The following is a 14,686-nucleotide window of genomic DNA, read 5'->3' as shown; positions in this document are numbered from 1 at the left end:
TGCCATGCACAAAGGAACGCACATGAACCTCTTCAAACGATATCTGAACCCGCTGCTCGTCTCGGCAGGTTTGCTGGCCATGGCCGCCCTGGCCGGCTGCGGCGGCGGTGACCAGGGACGCGATCCCATCCTCGGCTTGCCGGCTGCCACCTTAGCCAGCCTGGCCGTCACGCCAGCCACGGCCACGGTCGCCATCGGCGCGGGCCAGCAATTCACGGCCATCGCCACGTATAGCGACGGTTCCACGCAAGACGTCAGCGCCAAGGCGGCCTGGACGTCGGCCACGCCGGCCAGCGCGACCGTCAATGTCGCCACGGGCATGAGCACCAGCATTGCTGCCGGCACCTCAAGTATCGCTGCCGCGTTCGGCGGCAAGAGCGCCAGCGCCGTGCTGACCGTCACGCCAGCGACCTTGCTGTCGATCGCCGTCACGCCGCAAAATCCCACCGTGCCCGTCGCCGCAACGCGCCAACTGGCCGTCCGCGCCACGTATTCGGATGGCAGCAGCGTCAACGTCACGAGCGGCAGCAGCTTCGTCTCAGTCACGCCCGCCTCGGCCACCGTCGCCAGCGGCGGCCTGGTCACCGGGCTTGCCTTTGGTACCAGCATCATGAACGCCAGCTTCAATGGCAAGACAGCCAGCACCACCGTCACCGTGCCTGCCGCCACCATCGTCAGCATCGCCGTCACGCCAGCCACCGCCAGCATCGCTGTCGGAGCCCAGCAACAATTCATTGCCACGGCAACGTATTCGGATAGCTCGAACTCCATCATCACTGGCGGCGCCAACTGGATGTCAGGCACCGTTGCCAACGCCAGCGTGCTGAACACAGGCGTCGCCACCGGCATCGCCGTCGGCACCAGCAGCATCACGGCCACGGCCGGCGGACAGTCCGGCAGCGCGCTGTTGACCGTCACGGCAGTGGCCCTCCCCCCCGTCCTGAACCCGATCATTCTGGGTCGCGCGGCCCCCTTCGGCGTACTGGCCGGTACCTCGATCACGAATAATTCGGGCGGCACTACTCTGATCACGGGCGACGTCGGTGCGCCTTCGCAAACGGTTGACCCGACGCAGGCGGCTGGTTTTACCAATTACAAGTCGGGCGCCATCTTGGCCGGTGCCATGACGGATTTGCAAGCGGCGATCACGGATGGCAATAGCCGGACCTGCGACGTCAGCTTTGCCGGCGGCATCGACCTGGGCGGCCAGACCTTCGGCCCTGGCGTGTATTGCTATGCGGGCGCCATCAGCATCACGGGCACGTTGACACTGAACGGTCCCGGCGTGTATATCTTTCGCACGGCATTGACCCTGGATTCGACCGCCAACGCCATCGTTGCCCTGAACAATGGCGCCACGGCCGACAACGTCAGCTGGCTGCCCGTCGGCCCCACGACCCTGGCCGCGAACAGCGTCTTCAAGGGCAATATCCTGGGCCAATCGGCTGCCATCACGGTGGGCGACAACACGACCCTGCTCAATGGCCGCGTGCTGACGGCTGCCGCCGTTACCCTGCGCAACAACCAGATCACCAAATAATCGGGACATGACAATGACTATCGCACACACACTGGGCACCCTGAGCGTCATGGCCGGCGCCTTGCTGGCAGCGCAAGCGGCGCAGGCGCAAGACAACACCTTCATCAACCCGGACTGGGCCAACAGCGCCTGGTACATCGGCGCCGGCGTGGGCCAGTCGCGCGCCACCATCGACGAGCCGCGCCTGCGCGCCAGCCTGGCCGCCAACGGCGAAAGCGTCACCGGCTTTAGCAAGGACCAGCGCGACACCGGCTATAAACTGTTTGTCGGCCGCCAACTGAACCAGTACTTCGCCGTGGAAGCGGGCTACTTTGACCTGGGCAAGTTCGATTTCAAGTCGACCACCAGCGGCAACGGCGTGCTCAACGGACAAGCAGCCTTTCGCGGCGTGAACCTGGATTTGCTGGGCCAGCTGCCGCTGTCGCAGCGGCTGTCCTTGCTGGGCCGTGTTGGCATGCACTACACCAAGACCAACACGGAATTCAGCGGCAACCGCCTGCTCGGTTCGACCAATACCCATGCCAGCGAGCGCAAGCTCAATGCCAAGCTGGGCCTGGGCCTGGAATACAAGTTCAGCGAAGCGCTGGCCCTGCGCGGCGAAGTCGAGCGTTATCGCCTGAACGATGCCGTGGGCAACCGTGGCGATGCGGACCTGTATTCCGTCAGCCTCGTGTATAAGCTGGGCCGCCCGGCCAGTGCCACGCCCGCCTACCAGCCGGCGCCCGAAGTCGCTCCTGTCGTCGCCATGCCGGCGCCCGTCATCGTGGCCGCACCGGCGCCAGCACCCGTGGCGGAAAAAGTGTCGTTTGCCTCCGAAGCGCTGTTTGATTTCGATCAATCGACGCTCAAGCCGCAAGGCAAGGCCGCACTGGAGCAGCTACTCGGTCAATTGACCGGCATGGACCTCGAAGTCATCGTCACCGTGGGTCATACGGATGCCGTCGGTTCCGACGCCTATAACCAGAAACTGTCGCAGCGCCGCGCCGAAGCCGTCAAGGCTTACCTGGTGGCGCAAGGTGTCGAGACGAGCCGCGTCTACACGGAAGGCAAGGGAGAAACGCAGCCCGTAGCCGACAACACGAGTGCCGCCGGGCGCGCCAAAAACCGCCGCGTGACGGTGGAAGTCGTGGGCACGCGGAAAGTTGCACGCTAAGTTAGCCCCGCCCATAAAAAAACCGGCTTGCGCCGGTTTTTTTTACGTCTGCCGCACTGCCGCTGCCGGCTTGCGGTGATGCTTGCTCAGATGCCGGTCCAGGCTGTTGGCGAACTGTTGCCGGTCGGACTGGCTGAAAGCGGCCGGGCCGCCCGTATCCACGCCGCCGCTGCGCAATTCTTCCATGAAGGCACGCATCGTCAATTGCTGGGCGATATTATCTTTCGTATAAAACTCGCCGCGCGGGTTGAGCGCAAAACCGCCCTTGGTCAGCACGTCGGCGGCCAGCGGGATGTCGCCCGTGATGACCAGGTCGCCGGGATTGAGCAGACGCACGATTTCCTGGTCGGCCACGTCGGCGCCGGACGGTACTTGCACGGTGCGGATGAAACGCGACGGCGGCACGCGCAAGCCCTGGTTGGCTACCAGGATGAGCGGCAACTCCAGGCGGTCGGCCACGCGGTACAGGATTTCCTTGATGACGACGGGGCAGGCATCGGCGTCGATCCAGATCTGCATGCCGGGTGGCTGTCCGCCCTGGCTGGCGTCCGCCATCACAGTTCCCACGCTTCGCCGCCGGGGCCCATGCGCGGCGCGCTGACGCCGAAGTGCAAATAGGCGGCTGGTGTGGCGACACGGCCACGTGGCGTGCGCTGCAAAAAACCTTGCTGTATCAGATAAGGTTCCAGCACGTCTTCAATAGTATCGGCCGCTTCGCCGATGGCCGCCGCCAAATTGCCGATGCCGACGGGACCGCCGCCAAACTTGAACAGCACGGCTTCGAGCAGCTTGCGGTCCATCACGTCGAAGCCCACGGAATCGACGTCGAGCATGGCCAGCGCACGGTCGGCCACCACCTTGGTGATCTCGCCATTGCTTTTGACTTCCGCGAAGTCGCGCACGCGGCGCAGCAGGCGGTTGGCGATACGCGGCGTACCACGCGCGCGCTGGGCGATTTCAATCGCGCCTTCCGGGTCGATGGGCGCTTTCAGCAAGGCCGCGCTGCGCGTGACGATCTTCGTCAATTCGCCCGTGTTATAAAACTCCAGCCGCGCGACGATGCCGAAGCGGTCGCGCAGCGGGTTGGTCAGCATGCCGGCGCGCGTGGTGGCGCCGACCAGGGTAAACGGTTGCAAATCGAGCTTCACGGAACGGGCGGCCGGACCTTCACCGATCATGATATCGATTTGATAATCCTCAAGGGCCGGATACAGAATTTCCTCGACGACAGGCGACAGACGATGGATTTCATCGATGAACAGGACGTCGTTCGCTTCCAGGTTCGTCAGGATCGCCGCCAGGTCGCCCGGACGCTCCAGCACGGGGCCCGAGGTCTGGCGCAGATTCACGCCCATTTCGCGCGCGATGATGTGCGCCAGGGTGGTCTTGCCCAGGCCCGGCGGGCCGAACAGCAAGGTATGGTCGAGCGCTTCCTTGCGCTGGCGCGCGGCCGTGATGAAGATCTCGAGCTGGGCGCGGATCTTTTCCTGCCCCACATACTCGTCGAGCTGCTTGGGGCGCAAAGCCCGTTCGATGGCCTCTTCGTTGTGCGAGATGGGCGCCGCGTCGATGATGCGCTGCTCCGTGAAACTGTCGGTCTGGATGCTCATGCCCTATCAGCCTTTCGACAGCGCTTTCAGCGCCAGTTTGATGCCATCGGAAACGCCGCTGCCTGCCGGCACGTTTTTCACGGCGGCCAGCGCTTCCTTGTCCGAGTAACCGAGCGCCACCAGCGCGTTCAATATGTCCGATTGCGCGTCCGGCGCCGCATGCGCGCCGCCGGCGCCGATATCGGCACCCAGCTTGCCCTTCAATTCCAGCAACAGGCGCTCGGCCGTTTTCTTGCCGATGCCCGGTACTTTCACCAGGCGGCCGGAATCCTGCAGGGTGATGGCTTGGGACAGGTCGGCAATCGTCATCCCGGAGAGAATCGACAAGGCCATGCGCGCGCCCACGCCCGTGATCTTGATCAACTGGCGGAACACGGCGCGCTCGGCGGCATTGCCGAAACCAAACAGCAGGTGCGCATCTTCGCGGATGGCCTGGTGCGTGAACAGCACGACTTTTTCGCCCACGTGGGGCAAGTTGTAAAACGTGCTCATCGGCACATCGACTTCATAGCCGACGCCCTGGCAATCGACCAGCAATTGTGGCGGATTCTTTTCAAGCAAAATACCGGAGAGACGGCCTATCATCGCGTGTTCCTAATGTTGTGTATATATGTGAGGGTCATGCAGCTATCCCACTAAACGGCCGCGCTTCATACGCAAGCCCTGCAACTGCGGTGCCAGCGCGCCCAGCATGGCCAGTGCATCGATGCTGTTGGCGTGACAAATGGCCACGCCCAGCGCATCGGCCGCATCCGTGCCGGGCAAGCCGGGCAAGGACAGCAGCCGCGACACCATCTCCTGCACCTGTTCCTTGGCCGCCTTGCCATGGCCCGTGACGGCCTGTTTCACTTGCAGCGCCGTGTATTCGGCCACCGACAGATCGGCATGCACGAGGGCGCAAATGGCTGCGCCGCGCGCCTGGCCCAGCAACAGGGTCGATTGGGGATTGACGTTGACAAACACTTTTTCGATGGCCGCGCAATCGGGCTGGTAGGTGCCGACGATTTCACTCACGCCCTGCAGGATGATCTTCAGGCGCGGCGGCAATTCGCCTTCGGAGGCGGTCTTGACGGTACCCGATGCGATATAGCGCAGCTTGTTGCCGTGTTTTTCAATGACCCCAAAGCCAGTGGTGCGCAAGCCAGGATCGATGCCAAGAATAATCATCGCCAGATTCTATAATGAATACGGCAGGCACCGGTGAATAACCGGTGGCCTGCCGCTGAGTTACTACTGGCTGAGATGTTCAATCCCAGCCTGTTCCATATCAATGGCGGAAGTGACGCGTGCCCGTGTAGAGCATCACCACGCCGCGCTCATCGGCCGCATCGATCACTTCCTGGTCGCGCATGGAGCCACCAGGGTGGATGACGCAGGTCGCGCCCGCATCGACGACGACGTCGAGGCCGTCGCGGAAGGGGAAGAAGGCATCCGACGCCACCACGGAACCGGTCAGCGACAGGCCCGCGTTCTGTGCCTTGATGGAAGCGATACGGGCCGAATCGATACGGCTCATCTGGCCAGCGCCCACGCCCAGGGTCATGTTATTGCCGCAGAAGACGATGGCGTTCGACTTGACGAATTTCGCCACTTTCCAGGCGAACATCAGGTCGGCCAGTTGCTGCGGCGTTGGCTGCAGCTTGCTGACCACGCGCAAGTCGCCGATACCGACGTTCTTCGCGTCCGGCGATTGCACCAGCAGACCGCCACCGACGCGCTTGAAGTCCATGGCGTTGACGCCGGAACCCAGCGGGATTTCCAGCATGCGCACGTTTTGCTTGCTCGACAGAATCTGTTTCGCTTCGGCGGAGAACGACGGGGCGATCAGCACTTCCACGAACAGCTTGGCGATTTCGCCGGCGGTGGCGCCATCGAGTTCCGTGTTGAAGGCGATGATGCCGCCGAATGCCGAGGTCGGGTCCGTCTGCAGGGCGCGCGCATACGCTTCGGCCGCATTCTTGCCCAGGGCTACGCCGCATGGGTTCGCGTGCTTGACGATGACGCAGGCGGCGCTTTGCTCGAAGCCACCCATGCTCTTCACGCATTCCCAGGCCGCATCGGCATCGGCGATGTTGTTGTACGACAATTCCTTGCCTTGCAGCTGGCGGTAGTTGGCCAGCGCGCCATCGGTGGTGACGAGGTCGCGGTAGAAGGCGGCGCTCTGGTGCGGGTTTTCACCGTAGCGCATGTCTTGCACTTTTTCAAAGGCAACGTTGAGGATTTGCGGGTAGGCGCCGCGCTCGGCGTGCACCTTCGTCGGACCCAGGCTGGTCAGGTAGTTGGTGATGGCGCCATCGTATTGCGCCGTGTGCGCAAAGACTTTTTTCGCCAACATGAATTTGGTGTCATAGCTGACGTCGCCTGCCGTGCCGTCGGCCGAGCGCATTTCCGCCAGTACCGCGTCGTAATCGGTCGGGTCGCAGATGACGACCACGTCCTTGTGGTTCTTGGCTGCCGAACGCAGCATGGTCGGGCCGCCGATATCGATGTTTTCGATCGCGTCTTCCAGCGTGCAATCGGCCTTGGCGACCGTGCCCTGGAACGGATACAGGTTGACCACCACCATGTCGATGGTCGGCATGTCATGCTCGACCAGTTTCGCCATGTGCTCTGGGAAATCGCGGCGCGCCAGGATACCGCCATGCACTTTCGGGTGCAGGGTCTTCACACGGCCATCGAGCATCTCCGGGAAACCCGTGTAATCGGCAACTTCCGTGACGGGAACACCGTTGTCTGCCAGCAATTTGGCGGTGCCGCCGGTGGACAGGAGGTTGACGCCGAGGGCAGACAGGGCGCGGGCGAATTCGAGAACGCCGGTCTTGTCGGAAACGGAGAGGAGAGCTTGTTTGATCATGGCTGTGGCTAGGTGGTTAAGTGTTCTTGGCGAATGGCGCAGGCCCGGTGCCGGGCTGCGGCGGATTCAAATCTTGGCGTCACTTGCATGCCGGCATTACAGCAAACCGTGCTCCTGCAATTTCTTGCGCAGGGTATTGCGGTTGATGCCCAGCATCTGCGCGGCGTGCGACTGGTTGCCATCGGCGCGTGTCATCACGACTTCCAGGATGGGCTTTTCCACGGTCAGCACGACCATGTCATAGATATTCGATGCTTGCTGTTCGCCCAGGTCATTGAAGTAATCTTCTAGACTTTTCTGTACGACTTCCTGAATGCTTTCTTTGCTCATTTGTATGCTTCAACCGGCTGAACACCTGGCAATCCGGCGCCGCGCCGCTCATGCGGTCCGCGTGCTGCCCTCTTGCCTCGGTGTTGTAATTAATATTGCATGACGCTCTATATAGGCGCTCGCCCTTGTACTGCTGGTAACGGTTTTACCCTACTTGTTGCTATCTGCTCATGCTGCCGTGGCCATTTCTAGCAGACCACTTTCACTCGATTCGGAGAGGCGGTATTGTAACCGTTCGCCAAATTTCCATTGCGACTCAAAAAATTGATCGACGGCCAGCAATTGCGCATCCGTCGACTCCAGCACATTCATTTGCTGGCGGAACGCTTCGCCGCCTTCCAGGTCTTTCACATACCAGCCAATGTGCTTGCGCGCCGTGCGCACACCAAGGAATTCACCATAAAACGCGTAATGGGCGCGCAAATGCTCATCCATCAGGGTACGCACTTCATCCACGTAGGGCGCCGGCAGCAAGGTGCCAGTGCGCAGAAAATGATCGATCTCGCGGCAAATCCACGGCCTGCCCTGCGCCGCGCGGCCGATCATGACGGCATCGGCGCCCGTTTGATCGAGCACAAAGCGGGCCTTTTCCGGGCTGGTAATGTCGCCATTGGCCACCACGGGGATGCCCACCGATGCTTTCACGGCAGCAATCGTTTCATATTCGGCATCGCCCTTGTAGCCATCGGCGCGCGTGCGGCCGTGCAAGGTCAGCATCTGTATGCCGGCCTGCTCGGCGATGCGGGCGATTTTCAGGGCATTCTTGTTTTCGCGGTTCCAGCCCGTGCGAAATTTCAGGGTGACGGGCACGTCAACGGCATTGACGACGGCGTGCAAGATCTTCTCGACCAGGCTTTCGTTTTGCAACAGGGCCGAACCGCACCAACTGTTGCACACCTTCTTCACGGGGCAACCCATGTTGATGTCGATGATCTGCGCGCCCCGGTCCACGTTGAACTTGGCGCAGTCGGCCAGGTCTTGCGGATCGGCACCGGCGATCTGCACGGCTTTCGGCTCCATTTCGCCTTCGTGGTCCGTGCGGCGCGTGCTTTTTTCCGTCGCCCACAGGCGCGGATTCGACGCCGCCATCTCCGACACGGCATAGCCGGCACCCAGCTGCTTGCACAACTGGCGGAAAGGCCGATCCGTCACGCCCGCCATGGGAGCGACGAAAACGTTGTTGCGCAGAATGTGAGGGCCGATTTGCACTGAAGAACCTGGAATGGACGGAGGAACCTGCTATTTTAACCGATTCCCTGCCTATTTAATAAGCACTATTTTTTTGGATTAGTGCGTCAGAGTGACGATGGGGCCGCTTAGCCCAGCTCGTCCATCGCGGGCGCGCTCAGATGTTCGATATTTCCCCAGTGCACTAAATGCAGCTTGCCGTCCGCATACGAAAAACGGTTGACACTGGCATTTTTCACCTGGAAGTCGCGCGGACTGTCGAGCGCCATGCCGATCGCCTCGCGATAGGCGCACTCGAGCACGCCGCCGTGCGCGACGATGGCAATCGTCTGGCCGTCATATTGCCGGGCCCAGCGGGCGATGGCGCCATTCGCGCGTGCGTAAAACTGGCGAAAACTTTCGGCTTCGCGTTCCCCCGACGGCATCACGGCATCGATCTGCCGCGATTGCCATTGCGCATACTCATGCGGATAGCGCGCGGCGATGTCCGCATACAGCAAGCCTTCGAAGGCGCCATAGCAGCGCTCGCGCAGCAAGGGGTCTGTCTGCACGGGCAAGTCTTTCACGTCAGCGACGGCTTGCGCCGTCTGCTGCGCGCGTTGCAAATCGCTGGCGATGATGGCGGCCAGCGGTGCATCCGCCAGCGCCTGCCCCAGCGCCCCCGCTTGCGCCAGGCCCGCCTCATTCAGGGCGATGTCGATATGACCCTGCAGGCGGCGGCCCGCATTCCAGGCCGTTTCGCCATGGCGTATCAGTAAAATCGTGGTGCTCATGCTTTATTTCTTCAGGGTAAGTGCCAGCTCGGGCTTGAGCGAGTAGGCAACGACGAGCTGGGCTTCGTCGAGGATGTGGCCGTAGAGAGCGGCATGGGCTTGCTGCCCCGTAAAACGCTCGGCCAAGGCCAGGCGCGGCACGTCGAGCGCATACAGGCGGAAAATGTAATGGTGGATGCGCTCGTCATTCCACGGCGGGCACGGGCCATCATAACCGTAATAATCGCCGGCCATCTCAGGATCGCCGGCAAACCAGCCCGTGTAGTCGTTGAGGCCCTGGCGCACTTGCAGCCCAGTGCCGGCAGGCTTGCCGCGCGGCGTGATGCCGCTGGAAAATTCCCCGGCGGCAATGGAACGCTGCGCCGGCGGCAAGTCGAGCAAGCTCCAGTGATAAAAATCGCCGCGCAGCGCCGTCATTGGCAGAGCCTGGTCATCGCGGTTGGCCAGGCTGGCGTCTTGCGGCGCATCGGGGTCGATGCAGAACAGGGCCAGCGACTCGGTGCCGTTGGGCACCTCGTCCCAGCCCAGATGAGGATTGCGGTTGCCAGCGAGGCGCACGCGGCTGACCGGATCGATCTCGGCAAACGCATAGTCGGCCGGCATCAGGCCGCCATCACGAAACGTCTCGCTCCACAATTTCATCGCTTGCTCCCCATTATCATTATATTGATTGCTTTGCACTCATTTGGCACTGACTTGCAGCCAGAACGTGACGGGCCCGTCATTGGTCAGCGACACCTGCATGTCGGCACCGAACTGCCCCGTTTGCACGCTTGCACGGCGGCTGCGCGCCTGGTCAACGAAATGCGTGAACAGGCGCAAGCCGTCCTGCGGCGAGGCCGCCGGCGTGAACGACGGCCGCGTGCCGGACTTGGTATCGGCCGCCAGCGTAAACTGCGGCACCAGCAGCAAGCCGCCAGCCACGTCCGTCACGCTGCGGTTCATCTTGCCCGCTTCGTCAGCAAAGACGCGATAGCCAAGCAATTTGGTCAGCAGGGCGTCCGCTTCCTTCTCCGTATCGCCCCGCTCCGCACACACGAGCACCATCAGGCCGGCGTCGATGGCGCCGATGGTGGCGCCGGCAACGTCGACTTTCGCCTGCGTGACTCTTTGCAGCAGCGCAATCATGCCGTCAAGGTGACGCGCGCGAAGCTGCGCTTGCCAACTTGCAACACGAATTCGCCGGCCACCACTTGCAAGCCCTTGTCGCTGATGACGGTGCCATCGATACGCACGCCGCCCTGATCGATCTTGCGCATGGCTTCCGACGTCGATGGGCACAAGCCCGCCTGCTTGAGCAATTGCGGGATGCCCAGCGGCGCGCCAGCCAGCGTCACTGCCGGAATGTCGTCGGGAATGCCGCCCTTCGAGCGGTTGACGAAGTCGGCCAGCGCATCTTCCGCCGCCTGCTGCGAATGGAAACGGGCGACGATTTCTTGCGCCAGGGCAACCTTGGCATCGCGCGGATTGCGGCCTTCCTCGACTTCGCGCTTCAGCTGCGCCAGTTCGGCGATCGAGCGCCACGACAGCAGCTCGTAGTAGCGCCACATCATGACGTCGGAAATGCTCATCAGCTTGGCGAACATGGTGTTGCCCGGTTCCGTGATGCCGATGTAATTATTCTTCGACTTGGACATTTTTTCCACGCCGTCCAAACCTTCCAGCAACGGCATGGTCAAAATACACTGCTGCTCCTGTCCATACTGCTTTTGCAGTTCCCGACCCACCAGCAGGTTGAACTTCTGGTCCGTGCCGCCCAGTTCCAGGTCCGACTTCAGGGCCACCGAGTCGTAACCCTGCATCAGCGGGTACAGGAATTCGTGTACGGAAATTGGAATGCCACCCTGGAAGCGCTTGGTGAAGTCGTCGCGCTCGATCATGCGCGCCACCGTGTAGTGGGAAGCGAGCTGGATGATGCCGCGCGCGCCCAGCGGATCGCACCACTCGGAGTTATAGCGGATTTCGGTCTTGCTCGCATCCAACACTAAAGATGCTTGCGCGAAATACGTCATCGCGTTAATCTCGATCTGTTCGCGGGTCAAAGGCGGGCGCGTGACGTTGCGGCCCGAAGGGTCGCCGATCATCGAAGTGAAGTCACCGATGAGGAAAATGACTTGATGGCCGAGGTTTTGCAACTGGCGCATCTTGTTCAGCACGACAGTGTGGCCCAGATGCAAGTCGGGTGCCGTCGGGTCCAGGCCCAGTTTGATGCGCAGTGGAACACCGGTTTTTTCGGAGCGGGCTAATTTTTGCGCAAATTCGCTTTCGATCAAGAGTTCGTCGACGCCACGCTTGGTAATCGCGAGGGCTTCTTGTACTCTGTCCGACAGGGGAAGCGCGGTCTGAGCGGCGTTAGCCTTTGTAGGCGATGCGGTGGTGTTGATTTCCATAAAATTTGACTGTAGATCTCAAAATGGTAGTAGGTTTGCGGAGTTTGTTATAATGCTCGATCCCATCAATCTTGCCGTATGAAAACGAACCAAAATAACAATAACAAAGAGCACTAGTTCACGAATCGTTCAAGGGCAAATTTTAACTGATTGCATGAACCCTATACATAAAATCACAGGCTCACGCCTGTACACACAGCTGGCGACGACACGCAAGGCACGCATAATCGGCGCGTCCGCAGTGCTGCTCGCCGTGGTCGCCTTCGGCGCAGTCGCTGTGTCCCCCATGGCACCCGACGCATCCGACTTGCCGGTCACGTCCATCGCCCAGAACCTGGAAATGCCTGATCTCGCCTCGCAAATTTCCGCGATGGAACAGGTCGACCAGAATTTCACCCACGAAGAAAAAGTCCGCGCTGGCGATACCCTCGCCACCCTGCTGACCCGTCTCGGCGTGGATGATACGGCGGCCGCCAATTTCATCAAAACCGACAAGATCGCGCGCGGCGTGATGCTGCTGAAATCGGGCAAGCGCGTGCAAGCGCAAACGTCCGAAAACGGCGAGCTCAACTGGATGCGCGCCACCCTTGTCGATGGCAGCGACAAATCCGTCAAGAACATCCTGATCACCCGCAAGGGCGACAAGTTCGTGGCCACGGAAGTGGCCGCCCAACTGGAACGCCGCGTTGAAATGCACGCGCGCAAGATTACTTCCACCCTGTTCGCCGCCACCGACTCCAGCCTGGACGGCACCCGCCTGCCAGACTCGATTTCCGCGCAAATCGTGGAAATGTTCTCCACCAATATCGACTTCCGCTCCGACCTGAAACGTGGCGACTCGTTTAATGTTGTCTACGAAACATTCTGGCAAGATGGCGAATTTGTCCGAGCGGGCCGCATCCTGGCCGGTGAATTCACCAACCGCGGCACGACTTACCAGTCCGTTTGGTTCGAAGACCCGGCCAGCAAGCAAGGCGGCGGTTACTACAGTTTCGACGGCAAGTCCCTCAAAAAAGCCTTCCTGAAATCCCCCCTCGAATTCTCCCGCATCTCGTCCGGCTTCTCCATGCGCGTGCACCCGATTTCCGGCAACTGGAAAGCGCACAAGGGCATCGATTTCGCTGCAGCAACGGGCACCCCTATTCGCGCCTCGGGCGACGGCGTGGTCGATTCCGTCGGCAGCCAAAATGGCTACGGCAATGTTGTTGTGTTGAAACACTGGGCCAACTACAGCACCGCCTACGCCCACATGAGCCGCTTCGCTTCGGGCCTGAAAAAAGGTCAAAAAGTGAGCCAGGGCGATGTGATCGGTTACGTCGGCACCACGGGCTGGTCCACGGGCGCCCATTTGCACTATGAATTCCGCGTCGGCGGCGTGGCACAAGATCCAAGCAAGCTGAACGTACAAGCTCAGGCGCCATTGACGGCCGCCGAGCTGGGCCGCTTCCGCATGGTATCGGCTGACATGATGCACCGCTTCACCTTGCTGCGTCCGAACGACACGGCACTGGCTTCGCGCTAAGCAACACTGCCTTCGGGCGGAGACCCAGGCACCGCCCATGCAGATGGCCGGTGCCTTTGTTTTTTCCGCGTGCTTTTGTTCTTCCGCGCGCTTTTACCTACGGCACAAATGCGGCACAATGTAGCCCATCACTTACGCACCCGAGGAAACACCCATGCTGTATATCGGTTTAATGTCGGGCACCAGCCTGGATGGCGTCGACGGTGCGCTGGTCGATTTTTCCGACGAGGGTACGCGTAGCCTGGGCGAAGCGTACATTCCATTTCCGGCCACGCTGCGCGCCGACCTGATGGTCCTGCAAAGTGCCGGCCAGAATGAAATCGAACGCGAAGCGCTGGCGGCCAATCAACTGGTGCGCCATTACGCCGACTGCGTCGCCATGCTCTTGAGCAACGCGGGCATCGGCCCGGACGCCATCGTCGCCATCGGCGCGCATGGCCAGACTATCCGCCACCGCCCCGAGCTGGGCTTTACTCGCCAGCTGAACAACCCAGCCCTGCTGGCTGAACTGACGGGCATCGACGTCATCGCCGACTTGCGCAGCCGCGACGTGGCGGCCGGCGGCCAGGGCGCGCCACTGGTGCCCGCCTTCCATCAAGCCATTTTCAATTTGCCCGGCCACACGCGCGTACTGGCCAATATCGGCGGCATCAGCAATATCAGCGTGCTGCACGCGGACGGTACGGTGACGGGCTACGACACGGGTCCCGGCAATGCGTTGATGGATGGCTGGGTCATGCAGCACCTGGGCCAGCCGTACGACGCCAACGGCGCCTGGGCCGCCACGGGCCAGGCCATCCCTGCCCTGCTGGCAGAATTGCTCAAGGAAGCCTATTTTGACTTGCCGGCGCCGAAAAGCACGGGACGCGACCTGTTCCATGCCGACTGGCTGCAAGGCAAGCTGGCCCAACATCCGGCTGCCCGGCCGGCCGACGTGCAGGCGACGCTGACCCAGCTGACGGCCACCAGCCTGGCACGCGCCATCCTGCGCGACGGTGCGCAGGCAGAAACGGTGTATGTATGCGGCGGCGGCGCGCAAAACGCCAGCCTGATGGCGGCCCTGGCCGCTCAATTGCCGGGCATGACGGTAGAATCGACGGAGGCGCTGGGCGTGGCGCCCAGTCAGGTCGAGGCACTGGCTTTTGCCTGGCTGGCCTGGCGCTTTACGCAGCGCAAGCCGGGCAATTTGCCAGCCGTGACGGGTGCGCAGGGTTTGCGCGTGCTGGGTGCGCTGTATCCGCGTTAACAAGGAACAACTATTCCAGAAACACAAATAGCGGATCACCGATCCGCTATGCTGCGCCGATCAACCGGCGCGCCTGAAAA

Annotated in this window: 15 protein-coding genes; 4 read left to right on the top strand and 11 right to left on the bottom strand. The window is 61.6% G+C overall.

What is annotated here, in order from left to right:
• Positions 1–22: 22 nt before the first annotated feature.
• Both K0F85_RS13310 and K0F85_RS13305 read left to right on the top strand, forming a co-directional pair.
• Positions 23–1,540, top strand: a complete 1,518-nt coding sequence (locus tag K0F85_RS13310) for an ice-binding family protein (protein WP_219116489.1) — start codon at positions 23–25, stop codon at positions 1,538–1,540.
• 13 nt (positions 1,541–1,553) lie between these two features.
• Positions 1,554–2,693: an OmpA family protein gene (locus tag K0F85_RS13305; RefSeq protein WP_219116488.1), complete on the top strand. Its 1,140-nt coding sequence runs from the start codon at positions 1,554–1,556 to the stop codon at positions 2,691–2,693.
• A gap of 42 nt (positions 2,694–2,735) precedes the next feature.
• On the opposite strand, the gene K0F85_RS13300 is transcribed toward K0F85_RS13305, so the two are convergent.
• The 11 genes from K0F85_RS13300 to tyrS all read right to left on the bottom strand — a co-directional run bounded on the left by K0F85_RS13300 (position 2,736) and on the right by tyrS (position 11,838).
• Positions 2,736–3,212 carry a YaiI/YqxD family protein gene (locus K0F85_RS13300; protein ID WP_219116618.1) on the bottom strand — a complete coding sequence of 159 codons (477 nt, stop codon included), beginning with the start codon at positions 3,210–3,212 and terminating at the stop codon, positions 2,736–2,738.
• Positions 3,213–3,247: 35 nt separating this feature from the next.
• Positions 3,248–4,303: a Holliday junction branch migration DNA helicase RuvB gene (gene ruvB / locus K0F85_RS13295; protein ID WP_219116487.1), complete on the bottom strand. Its 1,056-nt coding sequence runs from the start codon at positions 4,301–4,303 to the stop codon at positions 3,248–3,250.
• A gap of 6 nt (positions 4,304–4,309) precedes the next feature.
• A complete protein-coding gene (ruvA, locus tag K0F85_RS13290; protein WP_219116486.1) occupies positions 4,310–4,888 on the bottom strand; it encodes a Holliday junction branch migration protein RuvA in 579 nt (192 codons plus the stop codon).
• A gap of 42 nt (positions 4,889–4,930) precedes the next feature.
• Positions 4,931–5,470 carry a crossover junction endodeoxyribonuclease RuvC gene (gene ruvC / locus K0F85_RS13285; protein WP_219116485.1) on the bottom strand — a complete coding sequence of 180 codons (540 nt, stop codon included), beginning with the start codon at positions 5,468–5,470 and terminating at the stop codon, positions 4,931–4,933.
• A gap of 100 nt (positions 5,471–5,570) precedes the next feature.
• Positions 5,571–7,157 (bottom strand): bifunctional phosphoribosylaminoimidazolecarboxamide formyltransferase/IMP cyclohydrolase, encoded by a 1,587-nt coding sequence (gene purH, locus K0F85_RS13280; RefSeq protein ID WP_219116484.1) that lies wholly within the window; start codon positions 7,155–7,157, stop codon positions 5,571–5,573.
• A gap of 96 nt (positions 7,158–7,253) precedes the next feature.
• Positions 7,254–7,487: a helix-turn-helix domain-containing protein gene (locus tag K0F85_RS13275; RefSeq protein ID WP_008445162.1), complete on the bottom strand. Its 234-nt coding sequence runs from the start codon at positions 7,485–7,487 to the stop codon at positions 7,254–7,256.
• Between the two features lie 168 nt (positions 7,488–7,655).
• Positions 7,656–8,696 (bottom strand): tRNA dihydrouridine synthase DusB, encoded by a 1,041-nt coding sequence (gene dusB, locus K0F85_RS13270; protein WP_219116483.1) that lies wholly within the window; start codon positions 8,694–8,696, stop codon positions 7,656–7,658.
• Positions 8,697–8,803: 107 nt separating this feature from the next.
• Positions 8,804–9,448 (bottom strand): histidine phosphatase family protein, encoded by a 645-nt coding sequence (locus K0F85_RS13265; protein ID WP_219116482.1) that lies wholly within the window; start codon positions 9,446–9,448, stop codon positions 8,804–8,806.
• Positions 9,449–9,451: 3 nt separating this feature from the next.
• Positions 9,452–10,090: a YbhB/YbcL family Raf kinase inhibitor-like protein gene (locus K0F85_RS13260; RefSeq protein WP_219116481.1), complete on the bottom strand. Its 639-nt coding sequence runs from the start codon at positions 10,088–10,090 to the stop codon at positions 9,452–9,454.
• A 39-nt stretch (positions 10,091–10,129) separates the two neighbouring features.
• Positions 10,130–10,576 carry a D-aminoacyl-tRNA deacylase gene (gene dtd, locus K0F85_RS13255; RefSeq protein WP_219116480.1) on the bottom strand — a complete coding sequence of 149 codons (447 nt, stop codon included), beginning with the start codon at positions 10,574–10,576 and terminating at the stop codon, positions 10,130–10,132.
• Positions 10,573–11,838 carry a tyrosine--tRNA ligase gene (gene tyrS / locus K0F85_RS13250; RefSeq protein ID WP_219116479.1) on the bottom strand — a complete coding sequence of 422 codons (1,266 nt, stop codon included), beginning with the start codon at positions 11,836–11,838 and terminating at the stop codon, positions 10,573–10,575. Before tyrS ends, dtd begins: the two co-directional genes overlap by 4 nt.
• Positions 11,839–11,992: 154 nt before the next feature.
• On the opposite strand from tyrS, the gene K0F85_RS13245 reads away from it, so the two are divergent.
• Both K0F85_RS13245 and K0F85_RS13240 read left to right on the top strand, forming a co-directional pair.
• Positions 11,993–13,360, top strand: a complete 1,368-nt coding sequence (locus tag K0F85_RS13245) for a M23 family metallopeptidase (protein ID WP_219116478.1) — start codon at positions 11,993–11,995, stop codon at positions 13,358–13,360.
• Positions 13,361–13,514: 154 nt separating this feature from the next.
• Positions 13,515–14,606, top strand: coding sequence for an anhydro-N-acetylmuramic acid kinase (locus K0F85_RS13240; RefSeq protein WP_219116477.1), 1,092 nt, complete (start codon positions 13,515–13,517; stop codon positions 14,604–14,606).
• The last annotated feature ends 80 nt before the right edge of the window (positions 14,607–14,686 follow it).

This window comes from Janthinobacterium sp. UMAB-56, from assembly GCF_900095265.1.
GTDB lineage: Bacteria > Pseudomonadota > Gammaproteobacteria > Burkholderiales > Burkholderiaceae_D > Janthinobacterium.
The sequence above is the reverse complement of the archived record's forward strand: the minus strand, read 5'-3'. Positions and strand labels throughout refer to the sequence as shown.